The sequence below is a fragment of the Paenibacillus sp. Soil766 genome, assembly GCF_001428105.1.
Lineage (GTDB): Bacteria > Bacillota > Bacilli > Paenibacillales > NBRC-103111 > Paenibacillus_E.
On the sequence record NZ_LMSJ01000017.1, the window covers coordinates 54130 to 76058 of the forward strand.

The 21929-nt window shown below is 46.5% G+C and carries 21 protein-coding genes; 15 read left to right on the forward strand and 6 right to left on the reverse strand.

Annotated elements, in window-relative coordinates; genetic code table 11:
* Nucleotides 1-18: 18 nt before the first annotated feature.
* The 5 genes from ASG89_RS14160 to ASG89_RS36405 all read left to right on the forward strand — a co-directional run bounded on the left by ASG89_RS14160 (nt 19) and on the right by ASG89_RS36405 (nt 4300).
* Nucleotides 19-888: a PIG-L deacetylase family protein gene (locus ASG89_RS14160; RefSeq protein ID WP_057311362.1), complete on the forward strand. Its 870-nt coding sequence runs from the start codon at nt 19-21 to the stop codon at nt 886-888.
* A 47-nt stretch (nt 889-935) separates the two neighbouring features.
* Nucleotides 936-1676 carry a response regulator transcription factor gene (locus ASG89_RS14165; RefSeq protein WP_057311363.1) on the forward strand — a complete coding sequence of 247 codons (741 nt, stop codon included), beginning with the start codon at nt 936-938 and terminating at the stop codon, nt 1674-1676.
* The gene (locus ASG89_RS14170) at nt 1673-3037 is read left to right on the forward strand and encodes a sensor histidine kinase (protein WP_057311364.1); all 1365 of its coding nucleotides are present in this window, start codon (nt 1673-1675) and stop codon (nt 3035-3037) included. Before ASG89_RS14165 ends, ASG89_RS14170 begins: the two co-directional genes overlap by 4 nt.
* A 237-nt stretch (nt 3038-3274) precedes the next feature.
* Nucleotides 3275-3823 (forward strand): C40 family peptidase, encoded by a 549-nt coding sequence (locus tag ASG89_RS14175; RefSeq protein ID WP_063867880.1) that lies wholly within the window; start codon nt 3275-3277, stop codon nt 3821-3823.
* Nucleotides 3824-4156: 333 nt separating this feature from the next.
* Entirely contained in the window at nt 4157-4300 is a 144-nt protein-coding gene (locus tag ASG89_RS36405; RefSeq protein WP_157276659.1) for a hypothetical protein, read from the forward strand.
* 69 nt (nt 4301-4369) lie between these two features.
* Here ASG89_RS36405 and ASG89_RS14180 read toward each other — a convergent pair whose 3' ends face one another.
* Nucleotides 4370-4828: a hypothetical protein gene (locus ASG89_RS14180; protein WP_057311365.1), complete on the reverse strand. Its 459-nt coding sequence runs from the start codon at nt 4826-4828 to the stop codon at nt 4370-4372.
* A 129-nt stretch (nt 4829-4957) separates the two neighbouring features.
* Between ASG89_RS14180 and ASG89_RS14185 the strand changes: the two genes are divergently transcribed.
* From ASG89_RS14185 to ASG89_RS14205, 5 genes are all read left to right on the forward strand, one after another.
* Nucleotides 4958-5182, forward strand: a complete 225-nt coding sequence (locus tag ASG89_RS14185; protein WP_056610720.1) for a spore germination protein — start codon at nt 4958-4960, stop codon at nt 5180-5182.
* A 35-nt stretch (nt 5183-5217) separates the two neighbouring features.
* Nucleotides 5218-5427 (forward strand): spore germination protein GerPB, encoded by a 210-nt coding sequence (locus ASG89_RS14190; RefSeq protein WP_057311366.1) that lies wholly within the window; start codon nt 5218-5220, stop codon nt 5425-5427.
* Between the two features lie 102 nt (nt 5428-5529).
* On the forward strand, nt 5530-6240 hold the full coding sequence (gene gerPC / locus ASG89_RS14195; RefSeq protein ID WP_057311367.1) for a spore germination protein GerPC: 711 nt from the start codon (nt 5530-5532) through the stop codon (nt 6238-6240).
* A gap of 46 nt (nt 6241-6286) precedes the next feature.
* A complete protein-coding gene (locus ASG89_RS14200) occupies nt 6287-6469 on the forward strand; it encodes a hypothetical protein (RefSeq protein WP_057311368.1) in 183 nt (60 codons plus the stop codon).
* A gap of 2 nt (nt 6470-6471) precedes the next feature.
* Complete coding sequence (locus ASG89_RS14205) at nt 6472-6984, forward strand: spore germination protein GerPE (protein WP_057311369.1); 513 nt, start codon at nt 6472-6474, stop codon at nt 6982-6984.
* 130 nt (nt 6985-7114) lie between these two features.
* Here the strand turns inward: ASG89_RS14205 and ASG89_RS14210 are convergent, their stop codons facing one another.
* From ASG89_RS14210 to ASG89_RS14220, 3 genes are all read right to left on the reverse strand, one after another.
* Complete coding sequence (locus tag ASG89_RS14210; protein WP_057311370.1) at nt 7115-8743, reverse strand: S-layer homology domain-containing protein; 1629 nt, start codon at nt 8741-8743, stop codon at nt 7115-7117.
* Nucleotides 8744-8923: 180 nt separating this feature from the next.
* Entirely contained in the window at nt 8924-15760 is a 6837-nt protein-coding gene (locus ASG89_RS14215) for an S-layer homology domain-containing protein (protein ID WP_057311371.1), read from the reverse strand.
* A 237-nt stretch (nt 15761-15997) separates the two neighbouring features.
* Nucleotides 15998-16207, reverse strand: coding sequence for a hypothetical protein (locus ASG89_RS14220; protein WP_057311372.1), 210 nt, complete (start codon nt 16205-16207; stop codon nt 15998-16000).
* A 124-nt stretch (nt 16208-16331) separates the two neighbouring features.
* On the opposite strand from ASG89_RS14220, the gene ASG89_RS14225 reads away from it, so the two are divergent.
* Together ASG89_RS14225 and ASG89_RS14230 are read left to right on the forward strand one after the other, a co-directional pair.
* Nucleotides 16332-17777, forward strand: coding sequence for an alpha/beta fold hydrolase (locus tag ASG89_RS14225; RefSeq protein ID WP_057311373.1), 1446 nt, complete (start codon nt 16332-16334; stop codon nt 17775-17777).
* A gap of 235 nt (nt 17778-18012) precedes the next feature.
* The gene (locus ASG89_RS14230; protein ID WP_057311374.1) at nt 18013-18714 is read left to right on the forward strand and encodes a response regulator transcription factor; all 702 of its coding nucleotides are present in this window, start codon (nt 18013-18015) and stop codon (nt 18712-18714) included.
* Between the two features lie 2 nt (nt 18715-18716).
* On the opposite strand, the gene ASG89_RS14235 is transcribed toward ASG89_RS14230, so the two are convergent.
* Nucleotides 18717-19454 (reverse strand): DUF554 domain-containing protein, encoded by a 738-nt coding sequence (locus ASG89_RS14235; RefSeq protein WP_057311375.1) that lies wholly within the window; start codon nt 19452-19454, stop codon nt 18717-18719.
* 120 nt (nt 19455-19574) lie between these two features.
* Here ASG89_RS14235 and ASG89_RS14240 point away from each other — a divergent pair, with 120 nt between their 5' ends.
* The 3 genes from ASG89_RS14240 to ASG89_RS14250 all read left to right on the forward strand — a co-directional run bounded on the left by ASG89_RS14240 (nt 19575) and on the right by ASG89_RS14250 (nt 21109).
* Nucleotides 19575-19811 (forward strand): hypothetical protein, encoded by a 237-nt coding sequence (locus ASG89_RS14240; protein WP_057311376.1) that lies wholly within the window; start codon nt 19575-19577, stop codon nt 19809-19811.
* A 241-nt stretch (nt 19812-20052) separates the two neighbouring features.
* On the forward strand, nt 20053-20688 hold the full coding sequence (locus ASG89_RS14245) for a thiamine diphosphokinase (protein WP_057311377.1): 636 nt from the start codon (nt 20053-20055) through the stop codon (nt 20686-20688).
* A gap of 163 nt (nt 20689-20851) precedes the next feature.
* Nucleotides 20852-21109, forward strand: coding sequence for a response regulator transcription factor (locus ASG89_RS14250; protein ID WP_200963482.1), 258 nt, complete (start codon nt 20852-20854; stop codon nt 21107-21109).
* Nucleotides 21110-21193: 84 nt separating this feature from the next.
* On the opposite strand, the gene ASG89_RS14255 is transcribed toward ASG89_RS14250, so the two are convergent.
* Nucleotides 21194-21685, reverse strand: coding sequence for a GAF domain-containing protein (locus ASG89_RS14255; RefSeq protein WP_057311379.1), 492 nt, complete (start codon nt 21683-21685; stop codon nt 21194-21196).
* Nucleotides 21686-21929: the final 244 nt, after the last annotated feature.

A 21929-nucleotide genomic window follows, 5' to 3' on the forward strand; every position in this document is an offset into this window, starting at 1 on the left:
TCGTGGGAGGAATTGTGCGTGAACGTATACCCGGTTGATTTGCTTATATTTGCTCCGCATCCCGATGATGAAATACTCGGGACCGCTGGTACGATCATGGACGCCATTGCCTGTGGCAAGAGAGTTCATGTTGTATTCTTCACGAATGGCGATGGTTACCCGGAAGCGGCTACCCTCTTATTCGGCAAACCCCCAGAGGAGCTAGGGCCAGCGCATTACTTGGAGCTGGCGCGCATACGCCAGCATGAAGCGATGACAGCCGCGGCGCTAATCGGGCTCCGCCCGGAGGATTTGACTTTCCTCAGCTATCCAGATGCTGGGCTGGGTCGTGTATATGCCACTACGGGCGCCATGCCGCCGTTTCAGCAGCGTTTCACGCAGCGGCAGGCGACCTACGGCGGGCTGGTACCTGATTTCCATTCGATGCATGATGGCTGTCCTGCACCGTATCGCAAGGCTTGTGCCCTCAGTGATACGAAGGCATTAATCGCGATGTTGCAGCCACACGAGATTTATGTCACGGATGCTGCCGATACCCATCCCGACCATGCGGCGGCCCATGCATTCGTCATGGAAGCCATCCTGCAAACGGGATATTCAGGCGCAGTCTATACGTATTTGATCCATAGCGGTGCGGAATCCCAATGGCCATGGCCACGCGGCATCACGCCGGAGCTTCCTTTCGAGTCGCATCTTGTAGAGGGACATCGCGTTCCCCTGAACGTACCTTGGCCACCACCGGTCCGACGGCCACTGACACTCGCTCAGGCCTATTGCAAGTGGCAGGCGCTGCTTGCTTACCGCACGCAGATTCCAGTTGAACCGGAATTTCTGCAATCTTTTATCAAATGCGAAGAAATTTTCTGGATACCGAATCTGTACAAATAACTGCCGCTGCTTGTTCGCAGTGACTATGGGAGTGACTATGAGACGCTATGAGCCGCATTTTATTGATTGAAGATGAAGAACGTATTGCCCGTGTGCTGCAGTTAGAGCTTGAGCATGAATGCTATGAGGTTCTTATTTGTGGGGATGGGCGATCTGGACTTCAAGCTGCCTTAAGCGAAGAAGGATGGGATCTCATCCTTCTTGACGTTATGCTCCCCGAACTCAACGGACTCGAGGTTCTAAGGCGTCTTAGACAGGTAAATGCCTCCCTGCCCGTCATTCTCCTGACTGCACGCGACGCCATCCCTGATCGTGTCAGCGGACTGGATCAAGGCGCCAACGACTATGTCACGAAGCCTTTTGCTACCGTGGAGCTGTTAGCCCGTATTCGCAGTCTGCTCCGGCAGAAGAGCTTGCAAGAGCAAGCGCCCGAACAGGATCATTTGCTGAAAATCGATGATCTCACGATGGATTTGAAGAGCCGCGCGGTTTCGCGTGAGGGTACGGCCATTGAGCTGACGCCAACGGAGTTCGATTTGCTGCGCTTCTTGATTCAGCATCAGAATGAGGTGATGTCACGCGAGCAAATTATCACCGAGGTGTGGGGCTATGATTTTATCGGGGATACGAATGTTGTCGATGTGTATATTCGCTATTTACGTCAGAAAGTGGACAAGCCCTTCACGACCAAGCTGATTCAGACGATTCGCGGCATCGGCTATTTAATTAAGTGTGAAAAGACAGAGTCAGAAGACACCTCCTCCTCTGACGGGCAAGAGTCCGTATGAGCCTAAGACTGAAAATCACGTTATGGGTATCGATCGGATTGATGGTGATCTTATTCTTCAGCTTTACCTTCGTTTATTACATGTTTATCCGTGTGACAACGAAGGGCGAAATCGACCTTTTGAAAGATAAAGCCAGTGCTTTATTACTGAAGGATCTACCTAACCATCCCGAATACTGGAAAGATAATATGCAGATGGATGAACTGCTCATTCCACAAGAAATGCTGCGATATATTACGCCGGACTCGAAAGTCGCACATGAAATTTATTCGGATACGAATCTTGCTAGTTACCCTGCAAGCTATTCGACTAAGGCGTCTGAGGCCTTAGTTACCGATGCGGATGGCATTCTATTATTCGTTCGAACACCCGTATTCAAAGACGGGAAACAAGTGGCCCTCTTAGAAATAGGACGCAGCCTGCGAAGACTTGGCGTGTACTCGGAAATGTTGATCTCAATTCTTGTCCTGACTTCCATTGGTGCGCTCATCTTAGCTCTGATTGGGGGTTATTTTTATACGAATGTACTGTTTCGACCGCTTAAACAATTCATCGCTACCATGCAAAATATTGAAGAAAGCGGTTCATTCCGTCATATTGAACTACCTGCCAACCAAGCTAATGATGAATTGAAGAGGCTTGGCAATACCTTCAATCGCATGATCGACAGGCTGCAAGATATGTTTCGGAAACAAGAGCAATTCCTCGCCGATGCGTCCCATGAGCTGAGAACCCCGCTCACCATTATTGAAAGCTACGCCAGTCTCCTGCGGAGATGGGCTTCTAGCAATGATCAATTGCGGGAAGAGGCACTAGAGGCCATCGTCTCCGAGTCCGCTCAGTTGAAGCTGCTCACGCAAAATCTGCTCTCACTCACGAATACCAACCGTGAAAACTGTGAACAACATGCAGACTTTGACCTTATTCCACTGGTAGAGCAAACCGCCGCGTCTCTGCGAGTTACCTCTTCCCGAGAGATTCGCGTACAGTGCGAGAACAACATGAAGGAACTCCCGATGACTGGGGATTCCTATCAGATCAGGCAGTTGCTTATTATTTTAATAGACAACGCTTTAAAATATAGTCAGAAGATCGTAGATATTCGCATCTTTTTGCAGGATAAGCAGGTGGTTCTCAAGGTCATGGATCAAGGCATTGGCATCGCTGAAGAGGATCTCCCCCATATCTTTGACCGCTTCTATCGGTCTGATAAAGCTAGGAACCGCAAACAAGGAGGAGCAGGTCTGGGGCTCGCTATTGCCCAACATATTGTGCAAAAACATCACGGAACTATAGAGCTCCAAAGTACTCTAGGACTAGGCTCCACAGCCGTTGTAACGCTTCCACAATCCTGTCAATAAGAACATTATAAGGGGATTCTCATCATTCTCTCAGAATTGGGCTTCCCCCCTGATATAGCACGAATTATAAGATTGCGTGGTAATTAATAGGGCAAATTTCATCTGGTATACTGAGTCTCAGGTCGACAACACATCGCCAAACTCATTGATCCGTATGAACTAAGTTTACTTGAGATAAATTCAGCGGGAGCTTACCTATATAAGGTTTTCGCGATAAACTCTAAGGAGGCAACCCCTATGAAAAACACACAACAAACTTGGTACAAAAAATTAATCGTTACGGCATTGTCCGTGTCTATAGGATTATCAATAGCTGCAGCAGCTACACCAGGTAAGGCAGAGGCAGCTACAGCCGCGTCAACAGGAGTCACCAATGCTACAGCGCTTACAGCGTCAGCAACATCGACTTCCAGAGGCAGTCAAGTTATTTCTATCGGTAAACGATATTTAGGAACACCTTACAAGTTCGGAGCTACAGCAGGTCAAACTCGTAACTTTGACTGTTCTTCCTTCACGCAATATGTATTTAAAAAGGTAGGCGTTAACCTGCCGCGTACATCGCAGCAACAAGCTCGTGTGGGTAAGTATGTATCCCGCAGCAACCTGCGTGTCGGAGATTTGGTGTTCTTCTCCATCCCGGGTAAGCCGGGTGTCATTCACCACGTAGGGATTTATGCAGGCAATAATAAAATCCTTCAAACCTACGGCGCAGGCGGCGTTCGCGTTACCGATCTGCACAGCGGTACTTGGTCATCCCGTTATATGACAGCACGTCGCGTGCTGTAAACGAGAGATTGAGGGATTAAGGGATTGAGGGATTGAAGGATTAAGAGATTGAAGGATTGAGAGTCGAATTAGATGGAAAACCTCCATCTATTTCGGCTCTTTTTGTGTATAAAATCCAAATAGCTGGATTTTCTCCCGTTAATATTGGCTATTTTCGCGAATAGGTGGAAAAACGCTGAAATTAGCTACATAAAATCCAGTTATTTTCATTTTCCGCTTGTTTTCTGCGGGAATAACTACAGGAAATACATCTAATTTGTGGCGGAGGAGCTCGTGGAGAGTTGGGCCTGATGCGTGTGGCGGGGGGTGAATATGGAGCAGGAGTAGCTGGATTTGTGGTGGAGCTCATGGGGAGTTGGACATGCTGTGTGCTGCGTGTGGCGGGAGTTGATGGGTGTTGGCCATGCTGCCTCTGGTGAGGAGAGTGTTGAACATGCTATGTGTGGCTGGGAGTGGAAATGGCGGCGGCAGCAGTAGTTAGATTAGAATCGAAAGACCCCCCTCAGCCATTTGGCGCGAGGGGGTCTTTCGGTTACAACGCGGTGACTAGTACCGGATATACGCCTCATGGTAGTTCTCCTTCAACCCGCGCTTGCGAATCTTGATCTCCAATACTCGCTGCTTATAAGTGACATTTGCTGTTCTAGGCAGTACCAGCGTTGGCACTTTTACAATTCGATTCTTACCATTCGTAAATCCAGTCAGTTTAATTTGATTCGATTTGACGAACACTTGGAGCGCTCTTGGATCTTCTTCCTTCGCAATTTTCACCTTTACAATGACGTGCTCATGCGTTTCAAAGATTTCTGTACCAATGGCACCAGAGGATGAAATACTGGCATCCATGCCTGGCATCGCTTTTTTCAGCATGTCCTGTACATATCCTTCAGCCCACGTCATATTATCTAGAAAGGTCTGCCCTTTTTCGGCGAACGGCAGCTTTTGTCCAAGAAACTTCTCAACCTGTTCCCACTTCAGCCAAGGATGGCGATTAAATCCGCTCAAGCCCATCACCTCATTTTGCTAACAGTATATGTGCCTACGCCCGGATATGACACCCTCCCGAAAATTCAGAGCACCTCTAGGCGGATACCTCATATACTGTAGGTGTGATAACGCAAGGGGGATCGGATTATGCCTGCTATCGTCGGGAATGTAAAAATCATTAGTGTCGGCTCCAGTTCTGTCGTTCATTTCGGCGATTCCTTTATTATTTCACCCACTAGCTCCTCCAAGACTTTTGCCGGGGCAGGTTCATTTAACACAGGGGATTTCCCGCGTGTCTATAATACGTACAGCACGACAGTCACCAATGATTCGGACTTTATTGATGCGAACGCGAGCGGCAATATCCTCTGACAATCGTCAGCCTAGAGCGAGGTGTTCCACGAATTATGAACTGGACCATCCATCAAACCATCATGATTCAGCAGCTAAAAGTAAACTCTGTCGCCAACTCATCCGTTCTCCAAATTGGCACAGCGGGATCGATTCGTTCCTTGTCTAACCTATACAATACGGGCGGCTTCGTAGAGCCTGCTCCTGAGCTCGGAACGAGCGAGGTTAACCCTGTATCGCTTGTTCCTTTACCACCTGCGACATGATACTAACGAGGCTTATTATGACGCGCCTCAAGATTAGCCAGACTAAGAAGCTGTCCTGTTCCCTTAGCCGATCTGAGCAATCCGAAAGGAGGGCTATGCCAAATGACTAACACGATCACGTGGCAGCAATGGGCCCAACAACTGTGCACCTATGTCGAAATGCAAAAACAGCGCATCGACAAGTTAGAACAAACTGTCAATAAGCTGCAGGCGGATCTGAAAACAATGAAGGATGAGAAGCGCATCCATATTGATAAAATAGAATATAATTTTGACCAGCTCAAGGTCGAAAAGTTAGACGGGACGCTCACCATCGGAATCAGTCCTAGCGCAATAGATCAAATTGAGGATCTCAGCGTGAACGGTAATTCCTTGAACAAAGAGAATACAGGCGGCGGCATGGGAGCTATGGATATGAATCCTTTTTACCAAGGCGGGCAATATCAGGGGACAGGGCCAAACGGCGGGATCGGAGCGGATCAAGAGGCAGTGCGTGGAGAAGCTGCAAAGCAAGGCAGGGACATTCAAGCAGATGTTGCTAGCGGCATTGAACAGTATTTACGGTTTGGCGTACAGGGCGATATTAACAACCTTGAACATAAATATCAGCATCCGCTCGATGAAGATTACAAAGATTTGATTATCGAAGATATTCGCAAGCAACTGGATACTCGGATTCAGCATTATGTAAATCAATACCGCGGCGTTGGGTTCAAAGAACCCTTGGAAGCTGTAACCAATAATATTATGGACAAAACAAAGCAAGACATCCTTACCGCGATTGAGACTTACATATCCAGTCTGCCGAAATAAATACTTGCACCTAGATCACCTATCTTAACGGAGAGAAGGGTTAAAGATGTTTAATTTACATGTACAAAACAAACAAATCTGCGTTGGCGATATCCGTATCGTTGGGGTATCCAGTGCGTCTGTTTTCCTGATTGGGGATACAGAGGTTATCTCCTTATCTTCGATGTTCGACACACCTCCGGAATCGGTCATCATAGCCCCTTTCGTTCCACTTCCTTCGGAGGAATAACGATGGTACGACTATCGATTGTTGGCAACATCTATATCAATAGCATAGCCTCATCAAGCACGATGCATGCGGGGGATAATGTGTATACAGCGCTGCAGAACCGAGTTTTTGCTGTCCAGCGTGAAGTGCCTATCTATTATGGGAATGAGGGCAGCTTTGCGGCTTACCCTTTCTACCAACGGCCTTTTCCGATCCCGCAGCCTCCCGAACCCTTCACAATGTGTGTGGATAACTTAGGGAGTTATATAACGGTTCGTAACATCCGCCTTCTCGGAGTCGCGGCATCTTCTCTTTTTCAAATTGGCAGCAATCGTGTTACGACCGCCGAAACCCGCATCAAAAACATTCGTCAATTCGTGACGAATAAACCCGGTCCTAAGGGACAAACGACGTACGTGCATACAGGGACAGATGATACGCTTGGCGATATCCCACCGATGCCGACAGAAAATGCTGAGAACAAACCGCCAAGTATGGTGTTCGTCACCCAACAGCAGCAATCTAAACCAACGTAACTCGGGAGCACTTTTGCATACTCACGACACGACACGACACGACACGACATGATGCGATCAAGCTGATTCGTCGTCCACTATTGCACAAAGAGGGTCCCTCGCCACACACATGGCTTGGGACCCTCTTCTACTACTGCGTGAGCAGCGGCTGCGCGCGGCTCAGCAGCGCAGCCATCTGCGCTCGCGTCAAGGACGCGAGCGGGCGGAACGTGCCGCCCTCGAAGCCATCGACAAGGCCCCTGCTGCTCATCGCAGCAATGGCCTCTGCCGACCAGCTGTCCGCTGGCACGTCCGTGAACTTCTTCACCACGCCGCTAGCGGTCGTGGTCAGCTTGAGAGCGCGGGAGAGCAGCACACTCATCTGCTCCCGCGTCATGCTCTGATCGGGCGCGAAGCGATTGTCGCTGATGCCTTGCATCAGCCCGTTCTGCTGCGCGATCCCGATCTCCTGCGACGCCCAGTGGGTCGCAGGTACATCCTTGAACGCGGCGCCAGCGGCCGCCGCGCGCTCTAATCCAAGCGCGCGCACGATAATCGTCGCGGCTTCTGCTCTTGTGAGCGCCGCGTCAGGCGCGAACTGGTCTGCGGCTACGCCGAGCATCCAGCCGCGATTCGCGGCGTTCAGAACATCGGCCTGCGCCCAGTGCTTTTGCACATCCGTGAAGTAAAAGCCATCCGCCCATAATTGATAATAGCTCCACGTATTATCAGCTTCTTGATTTAAGCTCCAGCTGCCAGTCCCTTTCAGCTGATATTTCCCTACTAGCTTCAGCTTAGCTTTCATAGATTGCTCGTTATCGAACCAAACCGTGTAAGTACCGGCTGCTAGTTCTTTACCGTTCACCGTTGCTTTCACATCCGTTGATTGAATCGTGAAGGTTGCTACAGGCGACTGGCTTGCTGCATCATAACGAATTGTCCCTTTATATTGATCTACCAACTTCTGAACGCTTCTGGCAGCGATTCCTGCCCCATTGGATGCAGGGTCTTGGTTCCAATAGCGGCCATATAACGGGAGGCCCAGTACGATTTTATTCGCAGGCGCTTGAGACAGCGCATATTGAATCGATTTTTCGACAAAGGGCAAACTAGCAACAGGACCCGGCGTAGGATCGCCAGGATAGCTCTCATCATAGGTCATAACCATCAGATAATCACTGACCGCTGCCAATGCTTTATAGTCATACAGACCAATCCAGTTCGTCGTAGAACCTGTTGGATTCGCGGCGACTGCAACAGAAACTTCCATTGTACCTGGCAGCTCCGCGCGAAGCCTTTTAACAAAATCGGTATACTTATCGCGGTATGCTGCACCGACATTCTCAATATCCAACTGGATGCCATCCAGCTGATTGGCCTTGATACTTGCAACAAGCTCTCTAACCAGCGTTTCTCGTTCATCAATCGCTTTTTCACCAATCGTCTTGTCGAAATCGTTACTTAGAAATGGGACAACTCTCTTCCCTTGCCTGTGCATCTCTGTTATGAAGGAAGCCTGCAGATCTGTGACTTCTAAACGACCATCTTCTTTTATATGATAATAACTCGGCGACACTACGTCTAAGGTATCTCCGCTCTTATTCACTTGTGACGTATAGGTGCTAGGAGCTCCACTGAATAAGTAGGACATATTGAACTTCCCCTGCGCCGCTGCAGACCCTGCATAAACCTCATTCTTGTACACGAAACTTACTTGACACATCGCACCGACGACGACTAGGGCCACAACAAGCCTTCGCCATCCACGTTTGGATTTCATCTTGTCTCATCCCCTATTCGATTCGTTTGGATCCATCTATCATCCTAGAAAACTACCAAAATCGCTACGAGTAAATACTGGGGATACGCCAAAAAACCTTTACAGCCGCGTGATTCCACGCTGCCGTAAAGGTCGATAAAACTGGTCTTCTAACGGTTACTCACCGCCAGTTCTTCCTATTTACTCTTTGTCTAAAGCTTGAATTAAACGATGAATCATAGCTGCTGCCTCTGCGCGGGTTGCATTAGCTTGCGGCAGGAACTTGCCTGCTTCATCCCCTTGGATAATACCCAACTTAACAGCAGCGTTCACTCCTGCGGTTGCCCAATCGGCAATCTGAGCTTGATCCGCGAATGATTTATTTACCGCCTGATCGGCCTGTTTCACCAAACGTGAAATCACAACAGCCAGCTCTTGTCGGCTGATTGCCGCATCAGGACGGAATTGTCCATCTGCGCCTTGGAAGATACCTGCTTTCTCTACAGCAGCTACGGCATCCGCGTACCAAGCATCTGCTGACACATCTGCGAAGGAAGACGCTGTATCTGAATTCTTTAATTGCAGCATTTGTGCAAACAATTTGGCAATTTGCCCACGTGTCGTTGTACCTGCAGGATCAAATTCCGTATCCGTGATACCATCTACGATGTGATGAGACACTAAATATCGAATATCTTGAATTGCCCAGTGACTAGCCACATCTGTAAATTTGCGTTCGAATGCAGCCAATCCAAATGTTCCAGATGCAGAGATGGATACATTGATTTCTCTACCAAGGTAATTTGGCGTACCATTAACAAATTCGTATGCGCCTAGTAACTCAGGTTCATTCGTAGGCGTTGCTGAAGGCCTCAAGATCAATGGCTCAGCAGCTGTAAGCTCTTCTTTTTTACCGTTCTTCTTCTTACCCACGCTAACTTGAAGCGTTTGGCTTGAAGCTGTATACCCGACAGGATACGTCACTTTGCTCGGTTGCAATACAAGTTCCAAAGTCTCGTCGTCTTTTAAAGCAAACGCATTGGCTGGAATCTTAACCTCAGCATCTTTATGCTGCAGCTTCACAATGTAGCCTTTGGATTGAATCGCTTTCCATACATTCCCTTTAACGAGAAGCGTGTCTTGTTTGTCAGTTAGAGTTACCTTCACTTCATTATTCGCCATGGATTTGGATAACGTAACGAAATCCAAGTCCAGTTCATTCGAAGCAGCAGAGCTGCCACCGCCGCCGCCACCACCGCTAGTTATAATCGGTGTTTTGGAAGTTTCTGTCTTAAAAATATAGCTTGTGTCAGCCACAAGTACGTTGCTGCCGCTATAGTCAAGCAAATTGCCTTTTATTATAACTTTATACGTCGAACCTGCTGCAAGAGCAGTCCGCGGTTTCAGCGTCAGCTTCTTGCTTAATTTCTTGGAGTCATCTTCGATAAACCAACCACTCTGGTTGTTGCCATCCAGCAGCTGGGCATCTCGCAATGATAGGTCTTCTTTGTACCCCTTCATGTGCTGGTACTCAAATGTAACATCAACCGCTGTCTCTTGCTCTCCCTCAACCTTCACAAGCTGAATAACATCCCCGTTCATGCTTGTTTCATCCATTGGGCGGTCAAAGACGATATCCACATTCGAGCTTACATTGACATCTTGCGCATTGTTCGCAGGTGTGATGGATGCAATCTCTGGCGTTGTTGTACGAACGAGCGGTACATTCAACTGTGTTTCCGCTGGAGGCACAACTACTGTACGGGAAGTATAGTCTTCGTAGCCTTCTTTGCTAAATAACACACGCCAATTGCCTTGCATGACATCCCAACCGTAGCGACCTTCCACATCCGTGGTTTGCGGGTTGATTTGACCATAATTGTCAGCATCCCAGCTGCTCCATTGCGTGTTATTTTGCTGTTGTACGACAGCTGTCACACCAGACACGCGGTTATCCATACTGCCTTCAAATACATAACCAGATGGATCGATGAGAACGATAACTTCCATCAGTGGTACAGTAACACTTATCCCATCCTTTTCATAAGTGAGCGTAAGCATTTGCTCACCATATGAGCTCCATCCATAAGGTACTTCGCCTGTAAAGGTTTTCCCGTCACTGGCTTTAGTCAACGGATACGTGCTTCCAATAAAGGAAATGGACGCCTCTTTGACAGCTTCTTTAAATACAACTTTTGTTGAAATCGGCGTTTTCTCCGTAATTGCAAATGTAGCTACCGAAACTTTCGGATTCAACTTCACATCTACGTTCCAACCAGCTGTAATTCTAGCTTCATCAATCCCCGGTACGCCAGACTTATACTTCACGTTCACAGCTTCCGAAGATTGGCTTTGATTATTTTCTACAACTTGCGCAGTCAGTCGAAGCTCAGCTTCATCCGCACCAGCGGCTACTGGCAATACTACATCCGCATACCACCAGCGACCTTCTGCAGTCACACGTCCCAAACTTATGGAACCTGCAAAAATTTCCACTGTGGAACCTGGCTTCGTCGACCCATAGACTTTGATCTTCTTATCCCCGGTTACTGCCGGTGCATTCAAAGTCACATACAAGACATTCGAAGTAGCGATCTGTGTTGGCGCTTCTTTGTTCCCGTTAACGACTGGGTAAGCAGTTGTCCGAATCGCAGCTTCATCCGCTTGCTCGACGAGAGCCTTAAATTTAATTTCACCGCTTCCTCCTGCAACAACATCTCCCACTGGAACTTGAAGGAGGTCGTTTACAGCCGTTGCATTTACTGTTTTGCCATTCAATTCAACAGAACCATTGACCAACTTCACTTTGGATGGCAGTTCAATATGCCATACTGTGCTGTTGGATGGAGTCGTACTATTATTTTTATATTTCAAACTGTAGCTAAAATCTTTCCCTAAAACAACGGTAGCCACAGAGGGAGCGAAGCTATTCCCTTCTCCGAAGAAGTGTCCACCTTGAGACTGTAGAACGATGGTTCGTTGATCTGCGCTAGTTGTGAGACTATTCTCATAGCTTGGATAACCATACAAAGACGCATTAAAGTTATAGGTTCCTGCAGACAATCCACGGATTTTGAAATAACCATCGGCATCTGTTCTTGCCCATCCGCTGTTCTTGCTGTTGCTTGCATATACACTCACATATTTCAACGGATGATTGTCTTTATCAACAACTTTGCCGTGTATGAATTGATCATTTTCCAGCGTAATCACCGGAATTTGATGATCAGTAACCTGTTGCATTGCCATATTATCCGTAAAACCAACAGCATGCACCGTGATCTGAATTTGATTCGTTTCACCCAATCGATCTAATCTGTAGGCGCCATCTGCATCCGTACGCGCATACGCGTAGGAAGATCCTGCATACGCAGAGACATCTGCCCCTCCTACTGGACGGCCAGCTTCATCTACGATCCGGCCGGTATACACAACCGAAGGCTGAAGCGCGACTTCTAACGTCGAATTCCCTGTAGTAACAGTTACTTGCGACTTGTTCACAGGTTGCAGACCAGGTACGGATACGTTAAGTGTGTAGTCATTTGCAGCCGCAATCCCTGGAAGCGTTAGCGTGCCATAATATCCGTATACTTTTTGAGTAACCGTTGGATCTGCACCACCCAGCACAAGCACCGGATTCGGTATATAGACACGTTCGGATACAGTCATCGATTGATTGTAGCCGTAGAGATAGCCTGACTCCCAACCGAATGACTGCGCTGCTGTGTAACTGGACAGATAATAAGATTCCAACTGACTCGTTTCAGCTCCCTCTGGCATGAAGAGCTTTAACGTCACATTGGCTATTTCTTTAATTTTTTTGGCAACTGAGATCGTTACCGGATTCGTCATGTAATTGGAAACATCATCTACGTTAAATGTTGTTTCCTTTTTTTCATATAAACTATCGCCTGTAATGGAAATGTTGTAGCTACCTGGCTTTAATCGCTTAAGCTCCGACTCACCAGAGTAGGTCACGAAATAACCATCTTGTCCGATATACCCTTCTTTGTTAACAGAACCTGTGATCGAAACGTGCAGCGCTCTCGCTACAGGCACCTGCGTTCCTTGTTCTACCAAACGAAGCTTCACGTTCTGCAGCACTGGTAATTTAACAATAAGACCTGTCTGTTTAACACCAAGCTCTGTTGTAATTCCCTGAACCACATCTAAGTAGCGATCTTGATCTATGCCAATCACATTGATTTTAACAGAACCACCCGGCACACCCTCTGCCGTAAAGTTCCCGCTATCATCCGCTTTTACTCTCAAGTACTGGCCACCAATGATAAATTCTATGGCTGGTTTGTTTGTGACGGCTACATCGCGCTGCTTAATGGTACCTGCCAGCGTTGCGCCAACTTTCTTGTTTAACTCTACTTTCTTCTCATCCGAGTTCGTTCCGTCTCTCGTCAAATAAGCTTTAACCGAAACAACCTCGGTTACACCCTCTTTAATCTCAAATGTTCCTATATACTTGCCTTGCCCAGGAGTCAGAACGACCTCCTCCGTGTAAGTTTCCGTACCGGTTTTCTTGAACGAAACCACCGCTTTCGCGCTAATTCCTTCTCCGATAGATCCGGTCAGTTCGATAGGCAATTGGCTGCCAATTTTGAGAAGTCCTGCTGAACTTTGAACTGTGGATGCTTTCACATCCAGCTGTGACACAGCAAATGCTGGAACAGTGAAATGAATAATGCTGGATTCCGTGCTGATGCCCTTACCATTTACTGCAACAACCTTAAGATCATAGATCTTGCCAGGTTGAGCCTCTGCATACGTGAAGGTTGTGCCCGTAACATTGCCTTTTATTTTGATCAAAGCTTGCCCTTGCTCTGCCGCATAAATATCGTAATACGATGCTCCAGAAACAGCTTCCCAAGTCAACTTAAGTCCTTGACCCGCGAAAGTTGCTTTCGGTTCCGGCTTGCCTGGAGGAGCATTCGGATCTCCTGTCGTGTAAGACTGAGAAAATGAAATTTCTTGCCCAGGTCCAATTGGTAATTGGTAGGTTAATAGATAATTGCCGTTTTTGTCAGGAACTTCTGCATAAACCGAATCTGAATTAGAAGAATCCGATTTCATCACAACATTGCCGCTCTCATCTTTGACGGTAAGCGTCCCAGGGACGGAATTATAGTAAGCGTACCCTCCATCATCATAAGGACCTTTCCCCACAATTGCGTTGCTAAACGTTTGATCTTTCTTGCCTTGCTTCACGAATACTTGATTAAGACTCAAGTCGCCACCTTTGATGATGGCCGATGTGTAAAGCAACGTCCGATCAGGATTCGTATAGTCATACGCCTGGATTGGACCGAAAACGCCTTGAATATCATCATTAAAGCTCAAGCTAGTAGCTTGTGAATAAACTTTCCGTTCCGCACTCCATATATAGCGCCACGGCGTTTCATAGTCCGCTTTTTTAATCTGGGAAAACTGAAAGCGAAATTCCCCTGGTGTCGTATACAATTTCGTTAACTTGTTCTCTTCCGTTATACTGCTGGATGGCACGCTAGATGTATAAGAATAATTGGATTTCAACACACTGACCATTTCGAAAGGGACAGTTGTTTGACCATTCTTCAATTCCACTGGAATGAGGCTGTTTGCCAACTCTGCAAAACTTACGACATTCTCCACTTGTGCCGGAATGGTAACCGACTTATTGTAGTGATACGCATTTGTTGAACCATCTGTACCAACAAGCGATACATCCAACGTAATTGGCGGACTTAACAATGTACCTGGAACTGAGAAGGATACTTCGTCATTCGAGGTTGGTATAGGTAGAGATACTACCACATTTGCATTTGCCATTTTAGTAATCGATGTTCCGTCCAGAGGGAATACCGTCCGAACAAGTCCGCTTTGCAGCGGCAGCGTTTGTAGACTCTGCATTTGTTCGCCTGAGAAAGTTTGGTCTACCAGATAACTGGCAGTTGGACTCCCTGTCGTACTCGAAATTAGAAATGCAGCCATTATTCGGTATTGACGTGTAGGAGTAAATTCTTTGTAAAATTCAAGACTGCCGCCAGACATTGTGTTAGTAGCTGTCACACGAGTACCGTCGAGTTCAAAAATTGCCGCTCTACTTAAAATACTGCTTGAATAACCAGAAGGTAATTGAACACCAATCGACTTTGCGCTGACGTTTTGTCCAATCTGAATGGTCTGATCCAAGGATAAAGACACGACATTGACAGGAAACACCTGCCTATTCAACTTAAGACGATATGCGCCTTGTGAAACATTATTGATTTGAATCTGATTAAAGTTTTGACTTATCGCTGAGATGGTTTTCACAATTGTGTTATTCTGAAATAGCTGATACTCCAATACGGGGTCATTCCAAGCAAGCGCTTGTACGCCGCCATTTGGATCGATACCAGTCCCTGCGCTGTTGAGCGAAGACCTGACTGGTGTTCCGTTCGCACCTAACGTCTCATTCCATAGTCCGTTATCTTGCAGAGATATGCTGGAAGCACCTGTTGATACGGTATCTACGAATTGCAATTGGTTATTGTATTTGTCCAAGTAATAAGCATATGTATAGTAATTGTTATTTCCATTGCTGTTTACATAGGATACCGTCCCTTTAAATGTTCTATCTAGTTGTAGCGTCATGTCTTCAGTAAAAGACATCTCGCCTCTTGAAAAAATATATCTCGTATTATCTTTTACTACACTGAAATTTACGCTGCCTAACATGCCTTTGCTAACATAGCCTACTTGAGCCTGAAAGTTTGATCCAATGTTTTGCAATCCAAGTGATACCCCTGAGTTATCATAACCTGTCGGTGGTGTAACCTTGGCCGTCTCACCGCCGAAAGAGAAGGATTGCCCGCTTTGCACATCGGCAGGAATGCTTGTCTCTAACAAATACGTTTCTGCATAACCTTGTGTCACAAGAGAAGCATATGCCTTAAATGCTACGTTGGAAGCTACCCATGCTGTCGCTTTACCTTCCCCATTGAATGAACTGTTGTACATCGGGTAGGATACTTTATCTGACTTGCCATAAATATCTGTAGGCATCAGTATCAAATTACCTGTTGCTACCTTACTATGTGTAAATGTTAGTTTCTTTAATTGGTCTTTGCCGAAAGTGAGGTTGCTTATATCTCCACCTATAAAGCTATAGTGGTAAACAATACTTTCACCAGTGGAAGATGTTCCTCTTACTTGAAGATCATATTGCTTCCCTTGTAAAATGAACGTATTGGGAATGAAGAACTCCCCGTTACGAACCTTGGTTGTAAACGCCTCTTTCGTTTAATACTGCTGTTCCCCATTTGAAGAATAGTGCACGTATGCATAGAGATTCACCTCTCCAGCTTGCATAGGTGCTCCCGTGTCAGTCTCGACCTGGGCAATCACACCATTGACTTCCTGAACCTCTGCGAACGCTGGTATACTTGCGCCAAACAACAATATAATGGCAAGTGCAAGCTGTAACCAACGCAATGACGCCTTTTTACTCATTTCCCGCCAACCCTTCCCTATACATAATTTAACAAAATTTCTAGTATTTCGACTTCCATCTTACTAAACAAGGAATTACAATAACATTACACGTTAGCACTTTAGACACATTAAGGAGTTTGTCATGCGTCTTATTCATGATTTTTTCGATCCCGATTCCACTTCTAATAGACTAGAAAGACCTAAACAAACTATCATACTTATTCATGGATTAGGGCTGAATAGCGCACTATGGGCGACATTAACGCCTTATTTGTATGATTCATATTACGTCATTACCTACGACTTGCCGGGCCACAGGGATGAGCATGAACTTCCACTCCCATTCACTTGGCCTGTTGTATGCGACCACTTTGTCGCTTTTATGGATAAAAACCACTTAGACAACGTTCATCTCATCGGTCATGGTCTTGGGGCTAATCTCGCTGTTAAAGTAGCATTACACATCCCATTACGCATACAATCGCTCAGTTTACTCTCCTTGCCGGGATTTATCCCCTCCGAGTATTTGAGACAAGGGCTTGAAGACAGAATTAAGCTTATGCTAAGCAGTGACCGTACGGGTTTTATTACGCATATCTTGCCTTCATTGACGGTTCAGCACGAATCCGATGAGATCAGTTCGCGCATTTCTCATGCCTATCAAGGTATCACTACAGCTAACTACCTCAAACTTTTGCAGTTGTTCGGTGATAACGATACGATTGCTGATTTAAAGAGGTTGAGTACACCCACTATCCTTTTGGGAGGAGAACAGGACCCCGTTTATACGCCTGTGCTTTCTGCTATAAGTGCCAGTTATATTCCACAAGGACGTTTCCAGGTCATTCCTGGCGCTGCGAACCTCATTTTCTTAGATCAACCCAAGTGGACAGCTTATTGGGTTTCTAAACATATCGACACATCGTCATCCATCGTGATTAATACTGCAAACACAATACCAGATACCACTATTTCCTTGCATAAAGTCATTCAATCAGGACAACACCTCTTACAGAACAGACAAGAATTGGACATCCAATTTCTGCATTCGTTCCGGATTTGTGTGAATGGCATTGAGCTTCCTACAGGCTGGAACAAACGGTTTGCCAAACAACTGCTGCTCTATTTGCTGCTCTTCCCCAATGCAACTCGGCAGCAAATGTACGACGATTTATGGCCCAATTACGAACTGAAGAAAGCACAAAATTATTTGCGTGTCTGCTTGAGTCATTTGAAATCCTTGCTTGAGCAGCATTCCGAAGGGAGTGAGTTTCTGCGTATTGACCGGGAACATGTCACTCTTCAAGGAAATATACGCTGCGATTTGCTCGATTTGATTCATAACTTGAAAGAAGCCATGGGTGAACAGCATGAGGAAGTGAAGGCTGCTCGTATCCTTCAGGTGTGGGAGAACCTCCCACGTAATCTTCTATCAGGCTACGTTGACGACTGGATCTTGGGGACAAGAGACAAAATAGAATGGCAACTCACCACTTTGGCACACTGGATGAATGAATATGGAGATGACTCTAGCATCCCTATTCATTTCAATCATGCACTACGAAATTTCTTGCTTGAGAATGATTAAGATCAAAGTCGAAAAATAGCGATTGTTGTCGACTTTCTCCCCATTTTCGAAGACCCGAAGCCTACTTTGTACCTAAAAGTTATCTTTTTGTATGCGAGAACCCTCTCATTGGCAATAAAAGGATAGAATTTATTAGGAGAATCGTTCTATAATGTAGGTAATATATGTAACATTCGAGAGAGGGAAACACCCTTCTTACATTAGGAGTTGTTTCATCACTGAGGGGGATTCAAGCATGGCAGGAGAAACCATTTTAATCGTTGATGACGAGCAAGAAATTGTCCAGTTAATTCAACTTTACTTGGTGCGTGAAGGCTACAAAGTCATCAGTGCCAATAACGGACATGATGTGTTTGACATTGTTAAGGAACATAGGCCTGATCTCATTATTCTGGATATTTTGCTGCCGGGACTTGATGGTATAGAGGTGTGTCGTCAGCTCCGCAAAACAATTCATACGCCAATCCTATTTATTTCATGCAAAAGTGAGGATATCGACATCATTCTCGGTCTAAGCATGGGTGGTGACGATTATATGACGAAGCCGTTCAGCCCAAGTCAACTTGTGGCCCGGGTCAAAGCACATCTTCGCCGGAACTCGATTCGCGAGCAGCATCAGGATGATCCCCAATTGGTTAAATTCCCTGGATTAGAAATCGATCTCGTGAGTCACCTCGTGCGTGCCAATGGGCGGACGATCTCACTTTCAGCCAAAGAATTTGACCTGCTCTCCCTCATGGCCAAGACACCTAACCGTGTGTATAAAATCGAACACCTCTTCGAACTCATCTGGAGCTTGGACAGCATGGGCGATCCACGCACACTCATTGTACATATTAGCAATTTACGCAAAAAAATTGAACTTAATCCAGCTGAGCCCCGCTACATCATTACGGTGCGTGGCGTAGGCTACAAATTTAACGGCTCCGCCTTATAATTCTAGTGATGCAACCACTCCGTTATGAACTGCTGAAGAGGCACCGCTATCGCGGCAATGACAAGTGCAGGTAACATGTTGGCCACGTTGATTTTCCTTATTTGCAAAATATTCATTCCCACACCAATCACCAACACACCACCCACCGCGGTAATCTGAACAATCATGGCATCCAGCGACGCTTGGCTGAACGCCATGGCGATCACGGTTGCCAACAGCGCAATGGTTCCTTGCATCACAAACACGGAAGCAGCAGAGAAAATAACGCCAATCCCCAAAGTTGACGCGAAAATGATGGATAAGAACCCGTCCAGCAGCGACTTGGTGTATAGGATATCGTGATTATGCCGCAGCCCGCCATCCAAAGGGCCTAATATTGCCATAGCGCCGATACAATAGACGAGTGTACAGGTGACGAAGCCTTCCGATATGCTGGTTGGCGCTGCTGGATGAGAGGTCGGTTGCTTGCTCATCTTGGTCTGCAGCCAATCGCCAAGCTTAGTGAGATTCGCTTCTATCCCCATGAGCTCTCCGAGAATACCACCAATGACAATGCTCATGATGACAATCACAATTTGATCTGATTTAAGTGCCATTGTAATACCTAACACAGTAATTGCGAGTCCTAGGCCCTGTAGAACTGTGCTTTTTATACTTTCTGAGATGCGGGGCAGCAGCATGCCTAATAATCCGCCGATAATAATGGCAACTGCATTCACGATCGTCCCCCATAAAACCATGCCTTTCATTCCTCTCTACGTGCAAACTATGATGACCTTCTCATTCTACATGATTCTCCTCATAATTTCCTGCTACCTTGGAAATGGTAAGGATAAGCAACAGGAAAGGAGGCATGTTGAATGTCGAAGAAGAACAAATCCATGGATCCCATGACTGGTGATACGGTCGAAACCGACGGTATTTATGCCAATGAGGCTGGGCAAGAGGTCACACTTAAACGAGGTGATGAGTTCCCCGCCGATCTTGTACTTGGCCGCAGTACGTATGAGCTGCAGGGCTTTGCCGATGAGGCTGAGATTGATCATGATCAGTCGGAGCTTAACCCCATGCGTAAGCGTGTAGATGCAAGAACCTAAGCTTCACTAAGCGTTGCGTCCTGCATGAGAAAAACTTCTATCGAAGTCCTTCGAGGATGCGCGACCGCGTTTTACATGTAGTTTTTATCGCCAATTAGAATTTGTTCTTCCGTGAATCGGAAACTTATAAATTCTTATGTGGTAAAGAAACCGAGCGGCCTCTAGGGCTTCTCGGTTTTTTACTCTTCTGTGCTATACTAAAGGGAAAACATTGGTTTATTTTTCCCTGGGGGATTCCTATATGACACGCATAATGATAATTACTGGCGGCACACTTGGCGATTGGGTGCTAGAAGAGATTCGCGCGGATGATATCCTGGTTGGTTCCGATCGTGGGGCCCTCTTTCTCATTCAAAATGGCCACCTCCCTCATATTTCGATGGGAGATTTCGACTCTGTCACAACCGAGGAGCTTGACCTTATTCGAGCTTCTAGCCAAGAATTCATAGACTGTGATCCGATTTATAAGGATCTAACAGATACCGAGATGGCCTTTAATTGGGCGCTAGATCAAAATCCGAGCCAAATTCTGCTCGTCGGTGCATTAGGCACACGGTTCGATCATTCCCTGGCCAATGTGCACTTGCTTCGCAAAGGCATCGCGAATGGCATTCCTTGCGCAATTATGGATGCCAATAATCTCATTATGGTGATCGATCAACCTACTCGCGTGAGGAAGGGTCCGTACACGCACATTTCCCTGCTTCCACTAAGTCTAGAAGTTAAGGGAATCACGCTGCATGGCTTCCAATATCCCCTTCATCAAGCAACACTTGAAATTGGGATGTCCCTTGGCATCAGTAATATTCTCCTTGAGCCAGAAGGTCTCATCGAACTTTCGTCAGGCTTATTGCTTGTGATTCAGAGCAAGGATTAGGGAGCGCACCGCTTTGCAATCCGGCATAGTGACACAAAAATTTGGAAATTCGACACGCCCTTTCATGCTATTGCCTAGCTGACTCTGTTACAATAAAAGATACGCTAGACATTTATTGAGATATTGAGGTCGTTTAAGCATGCCCCCTGTTCAAGAGAATCTTGTGAGAAATCTACTTCCTACCAAACTTCCAACTGTTATTACACATTTTGCATCTCGACATGTCCTTACAACCCGTGAAGCCGAAATTATTAGCCTTATCGCTTTGCGAGGGTATAGCAACAAAGAAATCGCAGATTATTGCTTTATTAGTGAGAAAACAGTCAAAGTACACATCGAGAAAATCATGGATAAAGTCGGAACGCGATCAATGCGCAAGCTTCTATCGGCTATTATCAGCACCGACGCCTACCCTTCATAATGATCGAAAAGAACCGCCAGTTGCTTGAGCAGCTGGCGGTTCTTTCTTCGTCGTTCATGCTCTATGCCGACATTGAACTATTTGCTACATCGCAGCGGCGAGTTTGAGCACAAACTGCTCCAGATAGCGCTGGTCGATGTCATCGAACCGATTGAGGCTCGGGCTGTCGATATCCAGCACCCCGACCAGTTCAGCACCCACCATGATCGGAATCACGATCTCCGATTGCGAAGCCGCATCACAAGCGATATGCCCTGGGAAAGCGTGGACATCAGGAACAAGCACAGTTTCCATGCGCTCAGCAGACGTGCCGCACACCCCTTTACCGAAAGGAATCCGCACGCAAGCCGGCAATCCCTGGAAAGGTCCGAGCACAAGCTCCTTCTTCTCAAGCTGTTCATCTACCAAGTAGAATCCTACCCAGTTAATATCCTCAAGGAACTGCCCCAGTAACGCAGATGCATTGGCCAGATTAGCAATGCGGTTCGGTTCATCCTGTATCAATGCATGGACTTGCCCAATCAGCAAGGTATATTGTTCTTCTCTTGTTCCACTGTAAGTTGATTTCGCAAACATCTGTTATCATCCTCTTCTACCTAGTCTACTTGTCATCATACCAAATGAACGGCCTCTCGCCAAAAGGTGTGAGAGCGCAACTTCGACTTGCAAGACTGTAGTGAGAAAAACTTCTATCGAAGTCCTTCGAGGATGCGCGACTGCGTTTTAAATGTAGTTTTTATCGCCAATAAGAATTTGTTCTTCCGTGAATCGGAAACTTATAAATTCTTGGTAAAAAAGAACAATCAGCTGATTCAGCCGA

Excerpts from the sequence above, each read along its gene's own strand:
- ASG89_RS14230 (WP_057311374.1), top strand. The coding sequence starts at position 18,013 with ATGGCAGGAGAAACCATTTTAATCGTTGATGACGAGCAAGAAATTGTC.
- ASG89_RS14205 (WP_057311369.1), top strand. The coding sequence starts at position 6,472 with ATGGTACGACTATCGATTGTTGGCAACATCTATATCAATAGCATAGCC.
- ASG89_RS14175 (WP_063867880.1), top strand. The coding sequence starts at position 3,275 with ATGAAAAACACACAACAAACTTGGTACAAAAAATTAATCGTTACGGCA.
- gerPC (WP_057311367.1), top strand. The coding sequence starts at position 5,530 with ATGACTAACACGATCACGTGGCAGCAATGGGCCCAACAACTGTGCACC.
- ASG89_RS14255 (WP_057311379.1), bottom strand. The coding sequence starts at position 21,685 with ATGTTTGCGAAATCAACTTACAGTGGAACAAGAGAAGAACAATATACC.
- ASG89_RS14240 (WP_057311376.1), top strand. The coding sequence starts at position 19,575 with ATGTCGAAGAAGAACAAATCCATGGATCCCATGACTGGTGATACGGTC.
- ASG89_RS14170 (WP_057311364.1), top strand. The coding sequence starts at position 1,673 with ATGAGCCTAAGACTGAAAATCACGTTATGGGTATCGATCGGATTGATG.
- ASG89_RS14220 (WP_057311372.1), bottom strand. The coding sequence starts at position 16,207 with ATGAGTAAAAAGGCGTCATTGCGTTGGTTACAGCTTGCACTTGCCATT.
- ASG89_RS14235 (WP_057311375.1), bottom strand. The coding sequence starts at position 19,454 with ATGGTTTTATGGGGGACGATCGTGAATGCAGTTGCCATTATTATCGGC.
- ASG89_RS14245 (WP_057311377.1), top strand. The coding sequence starts at position 20,053 with ATGACACGCATAATGATAATTACTGGCGGCACACTTGGCGATTGGGTG.
- ASG89_RS14210 (WP_057311370.1), bottom strand. The coding sequence starts at position 8,743 with ATGAAATCCAAACGTGGATGGCGAAGGCTTGTTGTGGCCCTAGTCGTC.
- ASG89_RS14190 (WP_057311366.1), top strand. The coding sequence starts at position 5,218 with ATGAACTGGACCATCCATCAAACCATCATGATTCAGCAGCTAAAAGTA.
- ASG89_RS14225 (WP_057311373.1), top strand. The coding sequence starts at position 16,332 with ATGCGTCTTATTCATGATTTTTTCGATCCCGATTCCACTTCTAATAGA.
- ASG89_RS14165 (WP_057311363.1), top strand. The coding sequence starts at position 936 with ATGAGCCGCATTTTATTGATTGAAGATGAAGAACGTATTGCCCGTGTG.
- ASG89_RS14185 (WP_056610720.1), top strand. The coding sequence starts at position 4,958 with ATGCCTGCTATCGTCGGGAATGTAAAAATCATTAGTGTCGGCTCCAGT.
- ASG89_RS14215 (WP_057311371.1), bottom strand. The coding sequence starts at position 15,760 with ATGCCTACAGATATTTATGGCAAGTCAGATAAAGTATCCTACCCGATG.
- ASG89_RS14200 (WP_057311368.1), top strand. The coding sequence starts at position 6,287 with ATGTTTAATTTACATGTACAAAACAAACAAATCTGCGTTGGCGATATC.